This window comes from Microbulbifer sp. YPW1 (assembly GCF_013367775.1).
GTDB lineage: Bacteria > Pseudomonadota > Gammaproteobacteria > Pseudomonadales > Cellvibrionaceae > Microbulbifer.
This window is the reverse complement of record NZ_CP055157.1, coordinates 4,047,336-4,069,539: the sequence shown is the minus strand read 5'-3', so window position 1 is coordinate 4,069,539 and position 22,204 is coordinate 4,047,336. Positions and strand designations below refer to the sequence as shown.

Below are 22,204 nucleotides of genomic sequence, written 5' to 3'. Positions count from 1 at the left end.
CGCTGCTATCCGCTATCCTTGCGCCCCGTTCAACCCACCGCCTCCTTCCAGAGGCCACTCCGCCATCAACTCCTACAGATACTGGTAGCTGACCCCAATGGATATACAGGGATACTGCGCTCCGGGCTTCGAAGCCCTATACGATGCTTTCGCCACCAATTTTCGCGATCACGGCGATGTCGGCGCCTCCTTCTGTGCCGTGCATCAGGGGGAGGTGATTGCGTCGCTGTGGGCGGGAAGTGCAGATCGCGCCGGTACACGGGCGTTTGAGGAAGATACCCTCGCGAACGTGTTTTCCTCTTCCAAGGGGATTCTCGCGCTGATCGCTCTGCAGCAGGTTGCCGCGGGTAACCTGGACCTGGATTTGCCGGTTGCATATTACTGGCCCGAGTTCGCGGCTGCCGGCAAGTCCGGGATCACCGGGCGCCAGCTGCTCTGTCACCGCGCCGGGGTGATCGCGTTCCGCGAGCGGGTGAAGGATGACCTGATTTACGATTGGCCCGCGGCACTGGAGCAGGTCGCCGCCACGGAACCCTGGTGGGAACCCGGCAGCCAGCAGGGCTATGCACCCTTCCTTTACGGGTGGACGGTCGGGGGGCTGATTGAAAAAGCCAGCGGCCAGCCACTGATGTCGCTTTACCGTGCCGGTATCGCGGATCCGCTGGAACTGGACGGTGGCTTCGGTGCCGTCGGCCACCGTTCCGCCGAAATTGCCGACGTTGGCCCCCTCAAGAAGCCACTACCGGAATTGCGCGATAACGCCATCGGCCGCTCCATCAAGGAAGACCGCCAGGGGCCAGTGGCCACTGCGTTTACCAACCCGGTATCGCTGATGATGGGCACCAACGGTGAGCAGTGGCGCGGCGCGCTGATTCCCGCGGCCAACGGCCACTTCAGTGCCAAAGACCTGGCGACCGTCTACGGTGACCTTGCCGCTGAGGATCCCCGCATGCTCCCGCAGCCCCTTCTGCGTGAGGCAACCGCGGAGCAGAGCCGCGGGCAGGACGCCATCTTGCAGGCCGAGGTCGCCTTTGGCTGCGGTTTCCTGAAATCCGCAGGCGCTGAAGATCTGCACTTTGGCAGCGAAGCCGGCTTCGGACATCCGGGGGCCGGCGGTAGCGTCGGCTTTGCCGACCCGCGTGCAGAGTTGGGATTTGGATATGTCACGTCCCGCATGGGGCAGAGCCTGTTTATGGATCAGCGTGCGGTTGGATTGAAGAACTGCCTGTACAGCCTACTTTAAGCGGGCTTAGGTACCCAAGAGGTGAACAATGAGTACAGATTACGAACAGCTCTCTGCGCGCGTGGACGAGCTTGAGACCCGGCTCGCTTTTCAGGAAGACACCCTGGCCGAGCTTAATGATGTGATCGCTGCCCAGGATGCGCAGATTCGTGCCCTGGTAGGGAGGATGAAAGAGATGACAGAAAAATATCAGGATCTGTCATTTGAGGTGCAGAAGGGCGGCAATCCGGGAGACGAAAAGCCACCACACTATTAAGGCGTTGGCGTATTTTTCGGCCGGATTCATTATTTGTGCTTCCCACTTTTTCAACGATGCGCGTTTTTCTACCTCAATTTCTGGAAAACCCCGAAATTTCGTTTTTTCAGCCCTCGTCAAGCCTTGACAAGTTTTTTTCCACATGGAGAGGGGGGCTGTGAATTTATCCGACACGGCCCGTTTAGTTGGTACGGAAAGGTCGAAAAATCCCGTAAAGTACTGATTTTAAAGGGGTAAAAGCGATGGGCCAAAAAGTGCCCAAATTGCTGGGGGCAAGCGTTTGTGCGGCTTGGGGTAAGCTTTTCGAGATCCATGCACAAAGTTATCCACAGATCCTGTGGAAGAGTGAATTACACCGGATTACACCAATAGTGCAGGGTGCGTGGCACCAGAGCTCGAAATCACCAGCGTGAATACCCCAGAGAACTTCACATGAGTGTGTTAGTCGTCATCGTAGTGGGTGAATAAAAGTGTGTGCTGTTGTAGCTGCCACGGCCAGAATGCACAACACGTCAAATTTGGGAAATAGGCAGTAGACCTGTAGAGACTTTGCGCATAGTCTTCGTGCCCATGGCGAACCCGGTTCAGCTTACAGTCAGTTACTGCGAGTGATACTGGGATCAATAGCCGGATATTTCCCCGTTATCAATAAAAGCGTTAGGAGAAGCTTAAATGAAAAAATGGGTAGCAATTCTTGCCCTGGGCTCACTGGTTGGTTGTACCACCCTGGACCCGTACACCCAGGAAAGTAAAACCAGTAATGCAGCTAAAGGTGCAGGTGCTGGTGCTGTCGCTGGCGCCATTATTGGTGCGGCAACCTCCAGCAAGAGCGATCGCAAGAAGGGTGCCATCACTGGCGCACTGGGCGGTGCGGCCATCGGCGGTGGTATCGGCTACTACATGGATCGCCAGGAAATGGCTCTGCGTCAGCGTCTGGAAGGCACTGGTGTACGCGTTCAGCGTGAGGGCGACAACATCCGCCTGATCATGCCGGGCAACATTACCTTCGCGACCAGCCGCTTCGAAATCCGCTCCGATTTCTACGACACCCTGGATTCCGTGGTGCTGGTACTGAAGGAGTTTGATAAGACTGCAATTCGCGTAAGCGGCCACACCGATAGCACTGGCTCCGACGTAACCAACCAGACTCTGAGTGAGCGTCGCGCCGAATCTGTTGCCAACTTCTTTTCTACCCGTGGCGTTGCCGCCGGCCGGATACAGGCAGTGGGCTACGGTGAGCGTTACCCGATCGCAAGCAATGATTCCGACGCCGGTCGTCAGGCCAACCGTCGTGTGGAGCTGGAATTACTTCCGCTTCAGTAGCAAGATAAGAGGGCGCTTCGGCGCCCTTTTTTATTGTGCGGAATTCATGACAGGGGAAAGTTATGCCGGGTATGTCCTTCCTAGCTCGGGGTTGGGGTTCGGCGAGACTCGCACTCCAATTTGCTCTACTGCTGAGCCTGCTTTCGCCAACAGTGGCATTACATGCTGACCCCGTAGATACCGAGGCCTCCTCTGCGGCGCTCGCCAGCGGTTCCCATCAGTCCGATGCGGAAAGTGGCACATACGAAGATGGATCGGAGTCGCTGGATTCCGCGGTCCAGGACCGCATTGCAACCTCGGAGTTGGTAGCGCAGGTGAAAATCACCGGGGTCCACCGCATGATCGATAACGCGCTTTCTGAACCGGGTATGGTGGCCATTCTCGGTTATGTATATTCCGGTGTTGCGGAAAAAATCTGGAAGGGGGCGCCCACCAATGTTGTCGCGTTTCGATTGACCCTGGATGACTGCGACCGCAAACTCGAGCGTGGCGAACACTATTTGATCTTTGCCAAAGCGGATACCCAGGGGCGCCTGCAGCTGGCCAGCTGCGAGGCCGCGGTGGCTGGTGCCGATGCAGCCGGCCTGTTGGGGCAACTGGACCGCTATTACCAGGGGTAGCCAGTCGGATACTGCCTTTAATCGTCCATTTCGTGCCCCCGGCGCCAGTCGATATAGACTTCCTCCAAATATGCCTCGGTCTAGATAGAACAATAAATACTTGAATACCGGAACATTGTTCCTTGAATTGCGCCAGTTGAAGATTATTCTTATCAGTATTGGCGCCGCCTTCTTCCGTGATGATGGTTTTTGCGAAACCTGTAGCAGCGTCAACCAGTAGCGATAGGGCCCAATAGCCGCAGGGCTATACGCAGCCGGACTGGTTCCGGTGCAACCGAACGGTTGAGCCCACTCGTTCTGAACTCTCTACAACCGACCAGGGGTCATTGGGTATATGAAGAAATTACTGTTACCACTGATTATTCTGCTGTTGATCATCGGGTACTTTATGTCGCAGAAATCGGACGACTCCGTCGGTGATGCCTACGACAATATGGAGAAGCCCGCCAACGAAAGCACCATGCCAGATTCGTCCACCCCACCGGACATGGACTCAGATCCGACCATGCCTCAGGAGAGTGATGACGTGGCGCCAACCACCGACGATCCGCAAGGCTCAGACAGCAGTTTGCTGGATGAAACCAAAGACGCTGCCCGGGATACCGGCGAGGCGGTCAAGGACGCGGCGGAAGACGCTGGTGATGTGATCAAGGATGCCGCCGATGATGCCGGTGACGCATTGAAAGACGCGGGTGAAGCGACAAAAGATGCCGCCGAGGACGCCATGGATAAACTTCGTGGCGACGAGGAAAAAACGGACGAGGAGCCCCAGCAGTAATCCCTCTCATTGCTGGACGTCACCTGAAGACAAGGCCGCGACTGGTTCGCGGCCTTTTTCTTTTCTACCATTGATAAAGTAGTTACGAATTTGTGTCAGGCGATGATCGAGCACTGTTGGCATCACGACCACGATATCCTGGAGATCCGCCCGGTGGCGGACCTGAGGCCGGCAGAGTTTCGGGCACTGGCAGCACAGGTGGATCCGGTGATCTGCCAGCACGGATATCTCCAGGGACTATTGATTGACGCCCGTCACTACCGGGGTTGGCAAAACTTTGCCGCACTGGTTTCCCATTGTGTGTTTACCCGCAACCAGCACCGTCACCTGCATCGTATAGCGGTGCTTTCAGACAGCACATTGCTGGGCTTTATGCCGCAACTGCTGAATCACTTTGTAGCGGCAGAAGTACGTCCGTTTCCCGTCGAGGATGAAGCCGCAGCACTGGAATGGTTGAGCCATCCCGGTTAAATTCCCCGCTTTTAGCGATGGATACCCTCCAGCATGCCTCCCACCACGCCCGATAACATGCAGTTGGCTGTGACAGCCGCGACGTCGGAATTCTGTGCGAGCGGCGAAGCCCTCGCGGCTCAGTTTGAGCTGCCGTTTCTCGGTGAATTGCCGGAAAAGCGGATCGAAGACCGGCCTTTTGTTCTCAAGTGTGGGGAGCAGCTGCAACTGTGTGCGACCGGGCGCAAGGCACCGGGGCCGGTTGCCGTGGATTTCGTGACCGGTGCCGCTGCGCACCGGCGGAAGTTTGGCGGTGGCAAGGGCCAGCAGATCGCCAAGGCGATCGGGGTGCGCAGCGGTTTTTACCCGCAGGTACTGGACGCTACCGCGGGTCTGGGGCGGGACGCTTTTGTGCTCGCTTCACTGGGTTGTGAGGTGCGTATGCTGGAGCGGAACCCGGTGGTTTATGCGCTGCTGGAAGACGGCCTGCGTCGCCTGCAGCAAGCGGCGCAAACCGACAGAGAGCTGGCCCCCATTGCCGGGCTGATGCGGCTGGAGCCGCGTGTGGAAAGTGCCGCTGCCTGGCTGGCAGGGCAGGGCGCCGAATCGATACCGGTCATTTACCTGGACCCGATGTTTCCCAGTCGTGACAAAAGCGCAAAGGTAAAAAAGGAAATGGTCGCGTTCCACCAGCTGGTAGGCAGTGATGAAGACGCCGACGCTCTGCTGGCGCCAGCGCTCGCTGCCTGCTTTTACCGCACGGTGGTCAAGCGACCGCGCCTGGCGCCAGATCTGGCGGAAGCAAAACCGAATCTGCGCTTCGAGGGGAAGTCCGGGCGCTTTGATGTGTACACCCGGCACGGAGTACCGGGTTAGCCTTTCCGAGTGGCTGGCTTGTGCGGTAGCAAGGCTGTACGTCAGCAGTTAACGGCATTTACCGCCAGTCCACCAAGGGACGTTTCCTTGTATTTACTCTGCATATCGATGCCCGTCTGGCGCATGGTTTCGATCACGCTGTCCAGTGGCACGATATGCGCACCTGTGCCGCGCAGAGCGAGGCGTGCGGCATTGATGGCTTTCACTGCACCCATGGTATTGCGCTCGATGCAGGGTACCTGGACCAACCCGCCAATGGGGTCGCAGGTCAGCCCGAGGTTGTGCTCCATGCCGATCTCGGCGGCATTTTCGATCTGCTGGTTGCTGCCGCCCTGAACGGCGGCCAGCCCCGCGGAGGCCATGGAGCAGGCCACGCCAATCTCTCCCTGGCAGCCTACTTCCGCAGCGGAAATCGACGCATTCTTTTTGAACAGCATGCCGATGGCGCCAGCGGTGAGCATGAATTCAACAACCTGATCCTTGAGGTCGCCGTGCTCTTGAGGGTCGTGCACAAAGTGTACGTAGTAGGCGATGGTCGCCGGAATCACCCCGGCGGCGCCATTGGTGGGCGCGGTAACAATACGGCCGCGCGCTGCATTTTCCTCATTCACCGCCAGTGCGTACAGGCTCACCCAGTCCAGGATCGATAACCCCTGGCGTCGTTCTTCATCGCTTTGCTTGGAGAGCTCCCGGTAGTGCTCCTCGGCGCGTCGGCGCACACCCAGTCCCCCGGGTAAAACGCCACTCTGGTGACATCCCCGCTCTATCGATGCTTCCATCACTTCCCAGATATGCCACAGGGCATCCTTGATTTCCTGCTCACTGCGGAAGGCTTTTTCGTTTTCCATGGCCAGTTCCGCAATGGTCCAGCCGTGTCGCTCGCACAGTGACATTAACTCTTCGGCGGAGCTGAAGTCATAGGGCAGCAGGGTGGCGATCTGTTCCCGGTTTTCAAAGTCCTCGTCCGACAGGACAAAGCCGCCGCCGATGGAAAAATAGCTGCGCTCAAACAGCATTTCCTCTCCAGCAAAGGCCTTGCAGGTCATGCCATTGGAGTGCTGCGGCAGGAATTCTTCCTTGTGGAACAGGAGATCGCGGTCCCGTTCAAAATGAATGGCGCGCAGCCCGTTCAGGATCAGCTGCTGGTGCTTGTCGATGCCCGCGAGCCGCCCCTCAATCCCGTCCACATCGATGGTGTCCGGGGCTTCGCCTTCAAGCCCCATCAGTACTGCCATGTCGGTTCCGTGGCCCACCCCGGTGAGGGCCAGGGAGCCGTACAAGTGGACTTCGACACGTTCGGTCTTGCTCAGGTCGCCGCGTTCTTCCAGGTCACATACGAACTGGCGAGCAGCCACCATAGGGCCGACGGTATGGGAACTGGAGGGGCCAACGCCAATTTTGAACAGTTCGAAAACACTGATGCTCATGGGGATCCTGAAAATTCTCGCCAGAAGTGCCCGCGCGGAAACCGCGCCGACAGGGTCAGATATAAGTGTAGTTATGGGGCCGCTGTGCCCTGCAAAACGTGCGTGGCAAAACGATGGCGTACACGTTCGCCGAAGGGCCTGGACTGTGCAATACGGGGGCGGGAAATCGAGATTTTATTTGGTGCAGCCTGCGGGCCGTGCAACAAATCACTGGTTTGTTGCCGGCTGACGCAGGGAATGCTGGTGTCAGGGGGCGATGGCGGTGATTGTGGCGCGCAGTGGTGCGGGATGCCCCTCGATGGTCTTGTTGGGATCCGACGGGTCGAGAAAGTCCGCCAGGGATTCAAACCGCATCCAGTCGGTACTGCGCTGTTCCTCAAGGCTGGTTCGGTCCAGGTCCACGGTTTTCACATCTACAAAGCCGGTTTTGCGCAACCAGCTCTCCAGGGTGGCAGTGCTGGGGAAGAACCACACATTGCGCATCTTGGCGTAGCGACCTTCAGGGACCAGGCATTCGCCAAGCCCGCCGTCGATAACCAGGGTTTCCAGTAGTAGCTGGCCGCCGGGGCGGAGCGTTTCCTTCAGTTCGCGCAGGTGATCCAGGGGAGAGCGGCGGTGGTACAGCACCCCCATGGACAGGGTGGTGTCGAATGCGCGCAGATTGGCCGGGAGAGCTTCAATTCCAACGGGAAGCACATCCACCGGCTTGTCCAGGCCAAGGTATTTTTTCAGTGCGTAAAACTGCGCTACAAACTTGGCGGAGGGATCGATACCGATTACCCGTCGCGCACCGGCCCCGAACTGTCGCCAGCAGTGATAGCCGCTGCCGCAGCCGACATCGAGCACCAGCCGGTTATTTAGGTCATCCAGGTGGGGGGCCACCCGGTCCCACTTCCAGTCCGAGCGCCACTCGGTGTCGATGAAAATATCAAACACCGTCCAGGGTCCTTTACGCCATGGATGCAGCTTGTGCAGCTGGGATTCGAGCAAGGCCTTCTGTTCGGCCGTTGCGTCTGCACCGGTACCGATACGCACTTCGCTGCCGACCTCTGTGGTCGATGGCAGCATATCTGGGAGTGCTTCCAGTGCCGCCTGCCAGTCGGGCAGGTCGCCCCAGCGCGCCGGGTTCAAGTTGTCGGCGATCTGTTGGGGCAGGGAGGTGAGCCAGGGGCGCAGGGCTGGGATATGCTGCAGCCCGGCATAGAGCGGTGTGTAGTCAATCATGGGTACTGCTCAGGCATCCCGCTGTTTGATGGCGATCAGGGATGCGAAATTGAAACACTGAAACCAGACATCGACGCTACTGAAGCCGACATTTTTCAGTCGGGTGCGATGATCGAACAGGGTCTCAGGGATAAGTACGTTCTCCAGCGCACTGCGTTTCTGGGCAATTTCCAGTGCGCTGTAGCCATTGGCGGCCTTGAACGAGTGGTGCAGGTCAATCATCAGTTCCTGATGATCGCTGTCCGAGAAGGCCACTTTTTCCGAGAGGATCAGTACGCCACCCGGACGCAACCCTTCGTATATTTTCTGCAAGATTTCTTCGCGCTCACTGGTGGGAATGAACTGCAGGGTAAAGTTCAGCACCACGACAGACGCATTTTCCACATCCACATTCTGCAGGTTGTCGCAAACCAGATGAACCGGGATTTGCGCGCTGTCCGCCGCGAGCACCGTGCGGGCGCGCTCGATCATTGCCGGTGAGTTGTCCACGGCGATGATCTCGCAGTCTGCTGCCGGGATGCGGTGACGCATCGCCAGCGTCGCCGCACACAGGGAGCTGCCCAGGTCATAGCAGCGGCTGCCAGCCTGGGCGTAGCGCTCGGCGAGGGTGCCGATCATGGCCACAATAGTGGTGTAACCGGGCACCGAACGCTGGATCATGTCTGGAAAGACTTCCACCACCGACTGATCAAAGCTGAAGCCGGCGACTTCCCCCAGCGGTTTGGAAAAAATATCGTCTTTCTTGTTCACAGCGTTTTTCTCGCGGTTCTCGTTTTGTTGTGTGCCGTCACAGTTTTTCTTCGTGCAGGTCCAGCGCCAGGCCCGCGTCGCGTCCCTGAGTGCCGGTGACTACCGCGGTACTGGCCTTATCCGCCTGCAGGTAGGTTTCTCCCACGCGTTGCAGATCAGCCAGGCTGACTTCGGAAACCTTGCGGCGGAATTCCTGGCGGATGGCATGGGTGCGGCCATACAGGTTGGAGTGGAAAGCCTTTTTCGCTTCACCGGCGGGAGAGCCCGGTTTGTCCATGCTGCCCACCACACCGAGGATGGCTTCTTCCACCTGTGACTCCTCGTGGGTCTCGTTCAGCAGCCAGTCCACCGACGCATCGAAATCCTGCAGGGTTTCTGCCATACGCGGATCGCGGTAGGAGTAGAAGCGGAATGCGCCGATGTTGACGTCGTGGCTGGCACCGCCGCCGTAAGCACCGCCCTGTTCACGGATGGTGCGGTGCAGGTAACCGTTGCGCAGGAACCCGCCGAGCACCGCCAAAGCCGGCGCGTCGTCGTGCGACATCGGCACGGTCGGGTAGGCTTTGGAACAGAAGTTGACCTGGCTGTTGGCCAGCCATACTTCCTGGATTTTGCGCGGGGTAAAGGGCGCTTCTTCCCGATTGGTGGTTGGCTCGCCGCCTTTCGCCAGCGGGCTCAGGGCCGCGGTAAAGTCGGACAGGCGGTCCTCTTCACCGATCACCAGGAACTGGCGGTTGGCATTGAGGATTTTCTGGTGGATCGCGCTGAACTTGCCTGCAAGGGCTTCCAGTCCCTGGGTACTGTCGAGGGACTTGACCAGGGCCTTGAGCTGGCGCAGGCCGAGCAGGCCGCCGGACTCGTGTCCTTCCCAGGCTGCGCGGTTGAATCCGGCACTGGCGGCAGCCATGGCGAGGGCGTGACCACTGCCGACAACGGATTGTTCACGGCGCGCCAGGGTTTGCAGCAGTAGCTCCTTGATGCGTGGCAGCTCGTCAAAGCGTACCTGCTCCATAGTGGCCTGCATCAGTTCGGTCAGACCCGCCTGGTTTGCGGCCAGCGCTTTACCGGAGAGGATAAAGTGCCCCGATTGGCTGTCCAGGTTGTCGAGTTTGGTGCGATGACTGGTAAAGCTGTGCAGGGAACCGGCAACCGCTGCCTGCCACTGCTGCACTTCCAGGTAGTTCTTGTCGCCGAGACCCAGCTCGCTCAGGGTTTGGCAGTAGTAGGGAACCAGGATTCGCTCTTCGTCGGTGAAATCCGGCAGGGTCGCAACCAGCTGCTGGTATACCAGGCCATTGGTGCCAGCACTGTAGCGGGTCACCCGGGTATTGTTCAGCTCGATTTTTTCGCCCTCGACCTTGGGCAGCTCCGCAGGGATATCCTCTACGCCTACCTTCGGCAGAATGGATTCATCGTCCTTGCGCAACTGGCGTTCCGCAAGGGCTTTGGTTGTCTGGATGATCTGCTGTTTTTCCCCATCGGTGAGGGTCGCCTTGACTTGCGCAAGGCGGGCTTTTTCGGCCGCTTCTTCGCGGCCAGCCAGCTCGGCATCCGGGGAGAGTACCAGGCGCACGCGATGCTGGTTTTCCAGCAGCAGCTGGCGCGCCGCATTGGCGATAAATTGGGGGTCCTGAATCTGCTCGCGCAGTTTTTCCAGCGCAGCATCGATGTTCAGCAGGCCAATAGCATCACCGCGGTGAGTGGCGCCGGTGAGTGCGGTAAGGATCAGTTGCAGGCCGTAGGGGTAGCCGTCACCACCGATTTCCCGTTGCTGTAATTCCAGCTGGTGGAGAGCGGCGGAAACCTGGTCGTAGGGCACGCCGTTTTCTGCCACGTCTTCGAGTACCTTGAGTACCTGCTGTTCCAGCTCATCCGCTCGCTCCCGTTCGCTGCCCTCGATACCGCACACGAATACCAGTTCACGCTGGGAATCGTCGAGTCCGCACAGGGGGGAAGGGGATTGGCCGAGTTCGGTGGTTTCCAGCAGGTGCATCAGCGGTGAAGCACTGTTATCCAGCAGCACACCGGACAGCAGGTGCGCGGTGAGCGCCTGTTCCAGGTCGGTGACGTCGCCAAGGAGCCAGCCGAGTACTATATGGGTTTTTTCATCCAGGGATTCTTCGCCGGAAAGCGGATACTTTTCTTCCACCCGGACCGGCGCCACGTACAGTTTCTCCCGTCCCACTTCCACAGTTTTGTGGAGTTGGTCGAATTTGTGCAGGGCTTTTTCTTCAAACACCGCCTGATGCTCTGCCGCCTCGATATCGCCGAAGGTCATGAAGATGGCATTGCTGGGGTGGTAGTGAGTGCGATAGAAGCTCACCAGCTGATCGTAAGTGAGGTCAGGGATATCCGCGGGTTCGCCACCGGAATTGAAGTGATAGGTGGTGGTGGGGAACAAATATTTGCTCAGTTTCTGCCACAATTGGGAGGTGACAGAACTCATGGCGCCCTTCATCTCGTTGAATACAACACCCTTGAAGACCAGATCACTATCGGGGTTGTCCGGGTCAGCAAACTCCAGTCGGTGTCCTTCCTGGGCGAAATCCAGAGGGTCGAGACGGGCGAAAAACACCGCGTCGAGATATACGTCCAGCAGGTTGTCGAAATCCTTGCGGTTCTGGCTGGCGAAGGGATAGGCGGTCCAGTCGGAGCTGGTGAAGGCGTTCATAAAGGTATTGAGTGAGCGCCGGATCATCATGAAGAACGGGTCGCGCACCGGGTATTTGTCACTACCGCAGAGGGCGGTGTGTTCGAGGATATGTGCGACGCCGGTGGAGTCTTCCGGTACGGTACGCAGCGCAACCAGGAATACGTTTTCCGGGTTGTCGGCGGCAATATGCAGGTGCTGGGCGCCGGTACGGCGGTGACGGTACTCTTCCACACGTACGCCAAGAGATTCGATCTCGGCACTGGTAATCGGCTCAAATGCGGGGTGTACGTTGCTCAAAAGACTGCTCCAGTGGGTAAGTTGCAGTTGCCGGGACAGGCTCAGGATGGGCCCCCGGCAAAATCGGCGGCCATTTTAGCGCTCCAGATGGGCGAAATGACAGGGTTGACAGGAGAGTGTTGACACCTGCGCCATCGGTGCGAAACTTCGGCCTTTATTCTTTGACGCCATAAATGTAGTCGAAAGGGGGATGCGCGTTGAACTGGATGGACTATGCGAGCCTGGCAGGGTTTTTCCTGACTTGGGCTGGCTATACGGTGTTTGCTCGCCGCAAAGCGAAGACGGCGTGGTGCCTGGCGTCCTCTATGCAATGGTATCGGGTTGAATGGATGTTGCGCATGCTGGAGCGGGATATGCGTATGCCAGATGCGGCCATCCTCAGCAACCTCGAGCGGGTGATCGGCTTCTTCGCCTCCACCAGCATCCTGATCCTGGCGGGTCTGGTAACGGCACTGTCCGCCAACAGCGCCGCGGTGGAAGTTCTCAGCAGCCTGCCGTTTTCCCAGACCACCACGGTGGAGCAGTTTGAGCTCAAGGTCATGGTGCTCATCGTGATCTATATCTTTGCGTTCTTCAATTTCACCTGGTCGCTGCGCCAGTATTCGTTTGCCAACGTGCTGCTGGGGGCGGCACCCGCGGTAGACGAGGAGGAGGTGACCCGGGAGGAGCGCCGCCGCTACGCGATCAGTGCCGCCAAAGTGATCGATCAGGCGGGGCACAGCTACAACTACGGCCTGCGATCGTTCTATTTCTCCATGGCGGTGATGGGCTGGTTCGTGCATCCCATCCTGTTTGTATTCGGCTATCTGGCCGTTATCTGGGTGCTTTATATGCGGGAGTTCCGTTCGCGTACCCTGCAGGTCATCCTCGCCGCGGAGGGGCGCTCCCTGGATCAGGTGCGGGACAAGTAGCCAGTGATAAAGCAGATTGTTAGCGCGTGGCCGCGCCGTGGGTGATCGCAACTTTGATGACCTCGCCGAGCGCTTTAAAAAGCGGATTTACGGTGGCCTGAAAGGGGATATCCGCCTCGCGGTACTGAACCGGGACCTGGCGCCGATCCTCAACGCCGACCAGGCGGGTGATGCGAGCCGGACACTCAAGGTAGTGGATGCGGGCGGTGGGCAAGGGCAGTTTGCCCTGGACCTGGCAGCCGCCGGGCATAAGGTCTGGCTCACCGATATTTCGGCGGCAATGCTGGAGCTGGCCCGTGAGCAGGTGGGAGTGCGCGCGCTCCAAGGGCGGGTGCAAACCCTGCAGTTGCCGTTGCAGTCGCTCTCCTCGGAGTCGCGTATTCCCGCGGCGGACCTTTTATTGTGTCACGCGGTACTGGAGTGGCTTGAGGCACCGCAGCAGGCGCTGGTGCATCTTGCCGAGAGTCTCCAACCTTCCGGATATCTTTCACTGACTTTTTATAATCGCCGCGCGCTGGAGTTTCGTTTGCTGCAGCGGGGAAGCCTGCGTCAGCTGGATCGCAATCGACAGAGTGGTGACTGGGGAGGTCATCCCGGCAGTTTGACCCCGAAGAACCCGCTACTGCCCGAGGATGTAATGGGGTGGGTGGAGCAGGCGGGGCTGTCCGTGGTGGCCCACAGTGGTATTCGCTGTTTCCACGATTTCATGACGCCGGAAATGCGCGACAAGTTGCCAGCAGAAGCGATTGTCGAGAAGGAACTGATGTACTCCCGCATTGATCCCTATCGGCAGCTGGCCCGCTACATACACTTGTTGTGCCGGCGGGCGTGAAGTCCTCAGTTGTCCAGGTGCTTTAGCAGCAGGGCCTTGGCGGCGTTGATGCGGGAGGCGAGGTAGTCGTTGCCGCCGCGGTCCGGGTGGAATTTCTGGATCAGCTTGCGGTGCGCGCCGATGATTTCCTCACGGCTCGCATTTGCGGAAACGCTCAGGACCTTGCGTGCTTCTTCCAGAGTTAATTGGGGTTCGCGGGGGTTTTGGCTTGCGCTTTCGGAGCGGGATTGCTGTTCGCCCCCCGGATCCTGCTTGGCTTTGTCTCGCTCAGCTTTGGCCTGTGCGTGCTTGGCGATCAACGGTGCTATCCAGGGAAGATGCCGCCCGAACATACGCCAGAGTCGGTTTACGATCGGCAATACCACTGCCACTGCGGCGCCGACCCAGTGCAGGCGCCCGCTAATGGCGAGCAAGACAGCAGCCAGCGCCAGCGCAATCAATACCCACTGAATGATGAGTTTGCGCCGCTGTTCCGGCGGGCTGTATTTGAATTTCTGGATTGCCAGCCAGGCGAAAATGCCGACGGCAATTAACAGGATCATGCGGCCCAAGGTGTGCTGCTCCCGGGTGATTTAACTACGTTAGGCCGCAAGCGTATCAGATGTCGATGCGAAAACCGACGGCCATAAAATCATCTGCCACCGGCTGTGCCACTTCGTTGCTGGAATCGATCGCATTTTCCCAGTAGAGCCGTACGCGTTCGTTCCAGCGGTACTGGAACCCCAGGTAGTACTGGGCAAGTTTGTACCTGTCGCCGCGTACCAGCCCCGCCTCAAACCCGGGATCATCGGAAACCAGGTAGTTGTGCCCACCGTATACGGAATAACAGTTATCGCGGCCCCAGGTGTAACTCATAAAGGACTCCGAGCCCTTTGCATCGAAAAAGTTGGTGATACCGACAACGGAACCGGGAGGCGCCAGCTCGTTGTTCTGGGATCGCTGGAACACTACTGCACCGTAAAACCCTTTGGCGAAGGCTTGCTCGCCGTAGTACATACCCAGGGCGGAGGTCCAATCGTTACTACTGGCGTTGAACGCGTATTGATCGGTGATTAATACGGGCTCATCGCCCGAGATGTCGTAAAGCAGGCCGTCACTGCTGGAAATATCCAGCTTCACCCGATTGAAAGCCGCGCCGATAAAAAAGCCGTCACCGATATCGGCACGGTAAACCGCTGCGATACCGTGGCTGAGGCCGTACTCACAGTCTCTTGGGGGACACACAAGTCGAGTATCCGGTGTCAGTTCGACATCGATTTCCAGCTGAGCCACGTGCCGTGCGGTCTGAATACCGATCTTGAATTCGCCCGCTTCAAACTCCCATGCTTTTCGCCATGCGAAGGCACTGTCCGCGCGTCCGGTGCCGGTTACACCACCATCTGTGCCCAGACCATAAGTCCCGCTGGCGAGGCCGCCGGACACGTTGTACCAGTCGGTGATATAGGTAACTTCGTAATAAACGCCCCACTGTTTACCTGCAGAAAACTCACCCCATTTTGGATGTTTGGCGAAGGCATGCCCCTGGCGAAGGAATAGTGAATCGTTTCTGTCCCCTGGCGCCGCCTGCTGATCGCCCTGAATTACGATGTTCTGGGCAGAATTGATCGCCGCTACACCCCATTCCAGATTGAAGCCGGTGTCCCAATTGTCGTAGGCGGGTACGTTGAGACCGAAGCGGATGCGCGAGGCGCCGTTCTGCATGCTGGTATTGCCCATGGTGTTCACCATATGGGCGGTAAAGTAACCCTCCATATAGAGCGTGACTTCGTTTGATTGGTAAATGGGCACCGCATTTGCATTTAATACTGCAGCGCCAAAGGCGCTCGCCAGTAATGTTCTGCGGATACTTTTTGTCATGTCGTGTGCTCTCGCTTGCCGATCCGGAGAAGGTAAGCCATACGTTTTCGGGGAGCACTGTCCGTAGTTTCACCCGAAGTGGCTCTCAAGCAAAAGTAGACCAGATAGCCGGCGCGGTCCGCTCTATCGGTTCTACTTCGCAGAAATGGCAGAGCCTGCCTTTTTTTTGTAGAAAGCTCCGCAGTGGAATCGTGCTACCTTCAGTGCGGTCCGGCTTGAAAAAACCGATTGAAACGCCATCTAACTGAGCAACCAATGAATGGAGGGGGCAGATCCTTGGCAGAAAGCAATTCTCTCAGCCGTCAGATGTTTGGATTGACCGTGCGGAAAAATGCGCACCCGGATATGCGCCGTTTGCGGCGCGAGGCAGGAGATGCGAGCCTGCACGGTAACAAATTCTGGAAGAGTTCCTGCCTCACCATGGATTACCTGAAAAAGCACCCGCTGAAGAAGGGCGCGAGGGTGCTGGACCTCGGCTGTGGCTGGGGGTTGGGGGGGATCTTCTGTGCGAAAGAGTTTGGCGCAAAGGTCACCTCCCTGGATGCGGACCCCAGTGTATTTCCCTTCGCCGAGTACCACGCTGAACTCAACAATGTCAGCATTACCACCTGGCAGCGACGTTACGAGAAGGTAACCCAGGCCGATCTGGCGGAGTTTGACGCAGTGATCGGTACGGATATCTGCTTCTGGGACAAACTGGAAGGGCTGTTGTACAACCTGACCCGCCGTGCCATGCGCGCCGGAGTAGGGCGCGTAATGCTGGTGGACCCGGGGCGTCCGCCGTTCAGACAGCTCGCCGAGCGCGCAGAGGAAAAGCTCGACGCCCAGTATTTCGAGTGGCAGACTCAGCGCCCGATGAAGGCCAGCGGTTGTATTATGCTCGCTGGTGAATAGCCAGCTTGCTGTGTGGCATATACGTTAGAGGTGAAAACTGATGCACTACGACAAGACCCAGATCCCCGCCGCCGATGAGGCGCTTCCCGGCCGTGCAGAGGCGATGCCGATCAGCGGCAAGCATTTCGTGTCCGGTCACTCCATGGTTGCGCCGTTTCCCGAAGGCATGCAGCAAGCGGTATTTGGCATGGGCTGCTTCTGGGGAGCAGAGAGATTGTTCTGGGAGATCGACGGCGTGTATGTCACTGCCGTGGGATACGCCGGTGGCCACACGCCCAACCCGAATTACCAGGAGGTATGTAGTGGTGGAACCGGGCATGCAGAAGTGGTGTTGGTGGTATTTGACCCGGCCAAGGTGAGCTTTGAGGAGCTGCTGCGCCATTTCTGGGAAGAGCATGATCCGACCCAGGGGATGCGTCAGGGCAATGATCTCGGTACCCAGTACCGCTCCTGTATATATACCTATGGCGAGGCGCAGCTGGCCGAGGCGCAGGCTTCTGAGCGGGCTTTCCAGCAGGCGCTGGCGGAGAAGGGCTTTGGTGCGATTACCACGGAAATCCAGCCTGCCCCCACGTTTTATTATGCCGAGGAAGATCACCAGCAGTACCTGGCCAAGAACCCGGGTGGTTACTGTGGCCTGGCCGGTACCGGCGCCTGTCTGTTGCGCTGATCAGGCCGATTCGGTGCGCGGATGCAGGATATGCGCGCACCAGTCACTCCAGCTGCCGGGATACAGCTGCGCTTTGCGTCCAATAAGGTGCAGGGAAAAGAGGTTCACGCAGGCGGTAACTCCGGATCCGCAATAACATACGATGTTGTCGTCTGCCGGAATCGACTGCCAGTTTTCGCGCAGCGCCGGCAACGGCTTGATAAAGCCTTCATCATCGGTCACTGCCTGCCAGGGTTTGTTGATCGCCCCCGGAATATGTCCCGCAATGGGATCGATGGGCTCTTCATTTCCCAGAAAACGCCGGGTGTCCCGCGCGTCGACCAGCTGCCAGGGTGGGTTGTCCAGCTGGGGGTAGAGGTCTTCGTAGTGGAGTAATTCGTCTGCGCGGGCGGAGGCCGTAAAGTCTCCGGTGCTAGCGGCTTCCTCTACGCCCTCTGCGAGTGGCAATCCGGCATTTTTATACGCAGTAAATCCGCCATTCAGTATGGCGACACGAGTGTGACCAAAGTGTCTCAGCAGCCACCAGGCGCGTGCCGCAAAAGCGAAGCGCTGGTCATCATAGACGACCACCTGAGTGTCGCTGGAGATTCCCATAGAGCGGGCAAATTCGCTGAACTGACTTGCTGTGGGGAAGGGGTGTCGGCCGCCGTAGCGTTCACAGGGGCCCGAAAGATCCCTGTGCAGGCTGGCATAGTGCGCGCCGGGAATATGTTCGCCGCGGTAGGCCTCGTCTCCGGCGTCGGTATCGGCCAGATCATAGCGGCAGTCAAGAATGACCAGTTGACCATTCCCTTGCTCCTGCTGGCCCTGCAGCTCGGCCAACTCGGAGACTTCAATTACACCCTGATAGTTCATAGCTACTGCGTTTTATAGTCGTTATAAGGCTCAAATTAAGCCCCGCGATGCCATTTGTCCAGCGCCTATTTACAGGAAATTGTAACGCGGACATGCGGTAACAAGCGGAATGTGGCTGCCATTCCGCCTGGCTGTTCAGTGGGCTTCCGAGTAGCGACTGCCCGCGGGGGATTTATGGCTGCGGTGCTGTTCTTCTTCAAGCGCCCGCTGTGCCTCCAGGTCGGCAATCTGTTTTTCCAGTTCCGCCTGTTGTGCGAGCTCTTGCTTGCGGCACTCGACGGCAGCTTCCACCACCGGCTGCTGCGGGCTGTCCAGGAAGCGCGCGGCAGCCTGCTCAGCACAATCGCTGGCCGAGATCACGTCGTGGGCCAGCTTGGGGAATAGCAGCCACTGATGATTGGGCAGCTTTTTGCGGGCCTTGTTGGCATCCGCGGCAGCGAGTACCGGATCCAGGGCACCGTGCATCACCAGCGTCGGGACCTGTGTTTTGATTGCGCGCGCCTCAAGCAGGGGGGCTGAGGGAATCGCCCAGATACGACACTGCATCTGCATCATATCGATATCCGAACGCACCGAACCGCCCAGAATGCCGCTGCTGGCAGCCGCTTGCCGTGCCAGGTCGAAGTCGACGAATGGCGCTTCTTCGTAACAGAAATGGCTGATGCCTGCTGCGTCTCCAAAGTTCGGATCAAGCACCAATCCCATAAAGCTGGCGATGGATGGCTTTAGCAGTTCCGCCTGATCGGATTCCAGTTCCTCGATGATGGCCGGGAGTTCCGCGTAAAATTGCTCGTTGTATAACGCCTGGAAAAGAACCCGCAACAGCCGTTGTCCGCTGAGGACAAAGGGATACTGTTCGCCGGGATGAATTTTGCCGGTTTCGACAGTGAGCGGGGTTTCATCAAGCTTGTCTACCAGGCTCTCGAGTCGTCGCTTGAGGTCAGGGAAACGCTTGTTGCACTCTTCATCCTCGCTGCAGTAATCGATACCGCGCTGGTAGGCTGCGATCACGTCATCGGGCAGCTGCTGGGTATAAATAATGTCCGGAAATACCGCGCTGTTCAGCACCATGGCGCGCACGGACTCGGGGAAGTCGCGCGCTATGGTAAGGGCGTAGCGGCTGGCGTAGGACACGCCGTAGAGATTCAGCTTGGGTAGGCCCAGCGCCTGGCGTAATGCTTCCACATCCTGGGCCACCGTAGCGCTGTTGTACTGGGCGAGGTCGGCCACTTTGCTGAGCCGACTGTAGCAGCGCTCCATGCTGTAGCTGAATACCCGGGCCTCTTCGTCGGTACTGAGATTGCGAGTGAAGGCGAGATCGGCGTCCTTGATGAACTCATCGCAGGCCAACCTGGGCTGCGCCATTCCAGTACCGCGGGGATCGATGATGATCAGGTCGCGCCCGTCCTGTACCGACATGCCGGCGTAATTGAACCACAGCCAGTCACTGGCATTTTCGGGTTCCAGACCCATGCTGGCGCCAGGGCCTCCGGCGCCCAGGTGGAGCAGGGGATCCTTGTCCGGGTCGCTGATCTCCGCATAAAAACGTACCACCGGGAACTGGATCTTGCGCCCTCCGGGCTCCGCGTGGTTTTCCGGCACTTCCATCATGAAGCACTGGCTGGTGGGCCAGCTGGGTTCGGTATCAAACCAACAGGTCTTTGGGATCAGGCGATTGGGGGAGGCCGATTGTGCAGATTTTCCTGCGGAGTCATCCCTCGTACAGCCGGCATTCAGTAGTGTCAGTGCGGTGAGCACTGGTAGCAGTACCGGCAGTGAGGCAGCGAGGCGCAAGGCGGAAAAACGTGGGGGCATAGTTGTTTTGTCTGAGTGGATCCGTGACCGCTGGCGTTATTGCTCGGGGCGGATACGCGCGATGGGCGCTGAAAGGTTCCAGCGCAGCGCCGCGAGGCGTATCCCGAGCGTCACCAGTACCGCTATGGCTACCACGGCTTCTCCGGGTAGCGCGTCAATGTCGTCCAGTATCACCAGAGCGGCGGCGCCACTCAAGGCCGCGGTGGCATAAATTTCCCGCCTCAGTAGTAGTGGGATGTCGCCGCACAGGATGTCCCGGATCAGGCCGCCAAAGGTGCCGGTCATTACTCCCATGACAATGGCAATGGCAGGGGTATGGCCGAGATCCAATACTTTCTGGGTGCCGATGACCACAAATACCGCCAGACCGGCGGCATCAGCGGCCATCAGCAGGCGCATGGGCACTTGCAGGTATCGGATCACATAGAAGCTGATCACCCCGGTGGCCGCGGCGATCCACAGGTAGTAGCTGTCGGAGAGCCAGAAGACGGGGACGTTAAGGATGATGTCGCGCAGGGTACCACCGCCGGTGGCGGTGACGCAGGCCAGCACTACCGCGCCAAACAGGTCCATCTGCTTGTGACCTGCTGCCAGTACGCCGGTGAAAGCAAAAATGGCGATACCGATCAGGTCGCACCAGTGCAGTAGTTGTTCCATAACGCCCGTTAAATACCACGATTTCGGAGACTGTGGCGGTACCGCTATCGGGGGCGGCCTTGCGAGACGCGCCGTAAACCCATCCCTGGGGGCTCTGCACCGCCAACCATGGCGGTGAAGGTCTCACAAGGCCGCCCCCGACAGCGGTACCTTCGCGGAAAATTCAGATTACTCAAATGAGCATCGTTGGACGTTGATTATGGAGCGTCCGCAAGTCAGGGTAAATCAGATCAGAAAAACGCCTGCAGGCCAGTCTGTGCACGTCCCAGGATCAGTGCGTGCACATCGTGGGTGCCCTCGTAGGTATTGACCGCCTCCAGGTTCATCACGTGGCGAATTACGTGGAATTCGTCGGCGATGCCGTTGCCACCGTGCATGTCGCGGGCGACACGGGCGATATCCAGGGCCTTGCCACAGTTGTTGCGCTTGACCAGGGAAATCATCGTTGGGTCGAAGCTGCCTTTCTGCTCGTCCATCAGGCGGCCAACGCGCAGGGAGCCCTGTAGTCCAAGGGTGATCTCGGTCTGCATATCGGCGAGCTTTTTCTGGAACAGCTGAGTCTGGGCCAGGGGCTTGTTGAACTGCTTGCGGTCGAGGCCGTACTGGCGCGCGGCGTGCCAGCAGTATTCGGCAGCGCCCATGGCGCCCCAGGAGATACCGTAGCGGGCGCGGTTCAGGCAGCCAAATGGGCCGCTGAGTCCCTTGATATCCGGGAAGCGGTTTTCCTCCGGTACAAACACATTGTCCATCACGATCTCGCCGGTGATGGATGCGCGCAGGGAGAACTTGCCTTCAATCTTGGGAGCGCTGAGGCCCTCCATGCCTTTTTCGAGCACGAAGCCGCGGATATCGCCCTCGTCATCTTTACCCCAGACCACGAAAACGTCAGCGATCGGGCTGTTGGTGATCCACATCTTGGAGCCGCTGATGCGGTATCCGCCATCGACTTTCTTTGCGCGGGTTTTCATGCCGCCGGGATCCGAGCCAGCATCCGGTTCGGTGAGGCCGAAACAACCGACCCATTCGCCGCTGGCGAGTTTGGGCAGGTACTTCTGTTTTTGCTCTTCGCTGCCGTAGGCGTAGATCGGGTGCATGACCAGGCTGGACTGGACACTCATGGCGGAGCGGTAGCCGGAGTCGACACGTTCGACTTCCCGTGCCACCAGCCCGTAGGAAACGTAGTTCAGGCCGGCACAGTCATAGCCCTCGATGGTGGAGCCTAGCAGGCCCAGCTCTCCCATTTCGCGCATGATGTTGCGGTCGAATACTTCGTGGCGGTTGGCTTCGAGCACCCGCGGCATCAGTTTTGATTGGCAATACTCGCGCGCGGTATCGCGGATCATGCGCTCTTCGTCGCTCAGCTGGCGGTCCAGCAGCAGGATGTCGTCCCAGTGTGCCAAAGGCTGGTTTTTGCTCATGGTTTGGTCCGTGCGAAAAAGTTGGATCTCAAGTGGCCGGTCAGGTGCCGTGTATCGGCAGCAGCCGGTCAATCTTTATTTAATCTTAGGCAAATGACCCGGGACTCCTTAGTGGCTCCAGAGTCAAAATGCCATGTTCAGGCCAGTTCGCGGCCCGCAGATGTTCGTTTGCCGGGTCATCATAGCGAACAAGATCCGCCACTTCACTAATGTGATCACTTTTTTGCGGGGTAAATGCAGAGAAAAATCGCGGTTGTCGCCCTGAGCGCACCGTATGGCGCCATAGAGGGTGTGATTTCGCGCCAACTGAGGCCGCGGGCCTCCGTTCTATCCCTTGCCCACCATTATTTAACGGTCACTGCTTCTCTGTCTGCTGCTTACGCTTTCCCGGGATGTCG

21 protein-coding genes are annotated in these 22,204 nt (G+C 58.5%); 11 read left to right on the top strand and 10 right to left on the bottom strand.

Going from position 1 to position 22,204, the window contains the following annotated elements; genetic code table 11:
* The first annotated feature begins 97 nt into the window (after positions 1-97).
* From HUW35_RS16540 to HUW35_RS16510, 7 genes are all read left to right on the top strand, one after another.
* The gene (locus HUW35_RS16540) at positions 98-1,243 is read left to right on the top strand and encodes a serine hydrolase domain-containing protein (protein WP_181253310.1); all 1,146 of its coding nucleotides are present in this window, start codon (positions 98-100) and stop codon (positions 1,241-1,243) included.
* A gap of 28 nt (positions 1,244-1,271) precedes the next feature.
* A complete protein-coding gene (locus HUW35_RS16535) occupies positions 1,272-1,499 on the top strand; it encodes a SlyX family protein (RefSeq protein ID WP_181253309.1) in 228 nt (75 codons plus the stop codon).
* A 672-nt stretch (positions 1,500-2,171) separates the two neighbouring features.
* The gene (locus tag HUW35_RS16530) at positions 2,172-2,822 is read left to right on the top strand and encodes an OmpA family protein (protein ID WP_181253308.1); all 651 of its coding nucleotides are present in this window, start codon (positions 2,172-2,174) and stop codon (positions 2,820-2,822) included.
* Between the two features lie 152 nt (positions 2,823-2,974).
* Positions 2,975-3,442: a hypothetical protein gene (locus HUW35_RS16525; RefSeq protein ID WP_181253307.1), complete on the top strand. Its 468-nt coding sequence runs from the start codon at positions 2,975-2,977 to the stop codon at positions 3,440-3,442.
* A 334-nt stretch (positions 3,443-3,776) separates the two neighbouring features.
* Positions 3,777-4,220, top strand: coding sequence for a hypothetical protein (locus HUW35_RS16520; protein WP_181253306.1), 444 nt, complete (start codon positions 3,777-3,779; stop codon positions 4,218-4,220).
* Positions 4,221-4,322: 102 nt separating this feature from the next.
* Positions 4,323-4,691 carry an STAS/SEC14 domain-containing protein gene (locus HUW35_RS16515; protein WP_181253305.1) on the top strand — a complete coding sequence of 123 codons (369 nt, stop codon included), beginning with the start codon at positions 4,323-4,325 and terminating at the stop codon, positions 4,689-4,691.
* Between the two features lie 33 nt (positions 4,692-4,724).
* Positions 4,725-5,546: a class I SAM-dependent methyltransferase gene (locus tag HUW35_RS16510; protein WP_255463353.1), complete on the top strand. Its 822-nt coding sequence runs from the start codon at positions 4,725-4,727 to the stop codon at positions 5,544-5,546.
* 41 nt (positions 5,547-5,587) lie between these two features.
* On the opposite strand, the gene HUW35_RS16505 is transcribed toward HUW35_RS16510, so the two are convergent.
* The 4 genes from HUW35_RS16505 to HUW35_RS16490 form a co-directional block, all read right to left on the bottom strand.
* Positions 5,588-6,973: an L-serine ammonia-lyase gene (locus tag HUW35_RS16505; RefSeq protein WP_181253304.1), complete on the bottom strand. Its 1,386-nt coding sequence runs from the start codon at positions 6,971-6,973 to the stop codon at positions 5,588-5,590.
* Positions 6,974-7,219: 246 nt separating this feature from the next.
* Positions 7,220-8,197 (bottom strand): tRNA 5-methoxyuridine(34)/uridine 5-oxyacetic acid(34) synthase CmoB, encoded by a 978-nt coding sequence (cmoB, locus tag HUW35_RS16500; RefSeq protein ID WP_181253303.1) that lies wholly within the window; start codon positions 8,195-8,197, stop codon positions 7,220-7,222.
* 9 nt (positions 8,198-8,206) lie between these two features.
* Positions 8,207-8,947: a carboxy-S-adenosyl-L-methionine synthase CmoA gene (gene cmoA, locus HUW35_RS16495; RefSeq protein WP_181253302.1), complete on the bottom strand. Its 741-nt coding sequence runs from the start codon at positions 8,945-8,947 to the stop codon at positions 8,207-8,209.
* 37 nt (positions 8,948-8,984) lie between these two features.
* Positions 8,985-11,897 (bottom strand): insulinase family protein, encoded by a 2,913-nt coding sequence (locus HUW35_RS16490; protein WP_181253301.1) that lies wholly within the window; start codon positions 11,895-11,897, stop codon positions 8,985-8,987.
* Positions 11,898-12,103: 206 nt separating this feature from the next.
* On the opposite strand from HUW35_RS16490, the gene HUW35_RS16485 reads away from it, so the two are divergent.
* Positions 12,104-12,808, top strand: coding sequence for a DUF599 domain-containing protein (locus HUW35_RS16485; RefSeq protein WP_181255768.1), 705 nt, complete (start codon positions 12,104-12,106; stop codon positions 12,806-12,808).
* Positions 12,809-12,845: 37 nt separating this feature from the next.
* Complete coding sequence (locus tag HUW35_RS16480; protein ID WP_181253300.1) at positions 12,846-13,640, top strand: methyltransferase domain-containing protein; 795 nt, start codon at positions 12,846-12,848, stop codon at positions 13,638-13,640.
* 5 nt (positions 13,641-13,645) lie between these two features.
* On the opposite strand, the gene HUW35_RS16475 is transcribed toward HUW35_RS16480, so the two are convergent.
* Together HUW35_RS16475 and HUW35_RS16470 are read right to left on the bottom strand one after the other, a co-directional pair.
* Entirely contained in the window at positions 13,646-14,182 is a 537-nt protein-coding gene (locus HUW35_RS16475) for a molecular chaperone DnaJ (RefSeq protein WP_255463624.1), read from the bottom strand.
* A gap of 55 nt (positions 14,183-14,237) precedes the next feature.
* Positions 14,238-15,497, bottom strand: coding sequence for a porin (locus tag HUW35_RS16470; RefSeq protein WP_181253298.1), 1,260 nt, complete (start codon positions 15,495-15,497; stop codon positions 14,238-14,240).
* A gap of 276 nt (positions 15,498-15,773) precedes the next feature.
* On the opposite strand from HUW35_RS16470, the gene HUW35_RS16465 reads away from it, so the two are divergent.
* On the top strand, positions 15,774-16,391 hold the full coding sequence (locus HUW35_RS16465) for a methyltransferase (protein WP_181253297.1): 618 nt from the start codon (positions 15,774-15,776) through the stop codon (positions 16,389-16,391).
* A gap of 40 nt (positions 16,392-16,431) precedes the next feature.
* The gene (msrA, locus tag HUW35_RS16460; RefSeq protein WP_181253296.1) at positions 16,432-17,061 is read left to right on the top strand and encodes a peptide-methionine (S)-S-oxide reductase MsrA; all 630 of its coding nucleotides are present in this window, start codon (positions 16,432-16,434) and stop codon (positions 17,059-17,061) included.
* On the opposite strand, the gene HUW35_RS16455 is transcribed toward msrA, so the two are convergent.
* The 4 genes from HUW35_RS16455 to HUW35_RS16440 form a co-directional block, all read right to left on the bottom strand.
* A complete protein-coding gene (locus tag HUW35_RS16455; protein WP_181253295.1) occupies positions 17,062-17,916 on the bottom strand; it encodes a sulfurtransferase in 855 nt (284 codons plus the stop codon).
* 135 nt (positions 17,917-18,051) lie between these two features.
* Positions 18,052-19,731, bottom strand: a complete 1,680-nt coding sequence (locus HUW35_RS16450; RefSeq protein WP_255463352.1) for an alpha/beta hydrolase — start codon at positions 19,729-19,731, stop codon at positions 18,052-18,054.
* A gap of 36 nt (positions 19,732-19,767) precedes the next feature.
* Complete coding sequence (locus HUW35_RS16445; RefSeq protein ID WP_181253294.1) at positions 19,768-20,388, bottom strand: trimeric intracellular cation channel family protein; 621 nt, start codon at positions 20,386-20,388, stop codon at positions 19,768-19,770.
* Positions 20,389-20,618: 230 nt separating this feature from the next.
* Complete coding sequence (locus tag HUW35_RS16440) at positions 20,619-21,806, bottom strand: acyl-CoA dehydrogenase (RefSeq protein WP_181253293.1); 1,188 nt, start codon at positions 21,804-21,806, stop codon at positions 20,619-20,621.
* Positions 21,807-22,204: the final 398 nt, after the last annotated feature.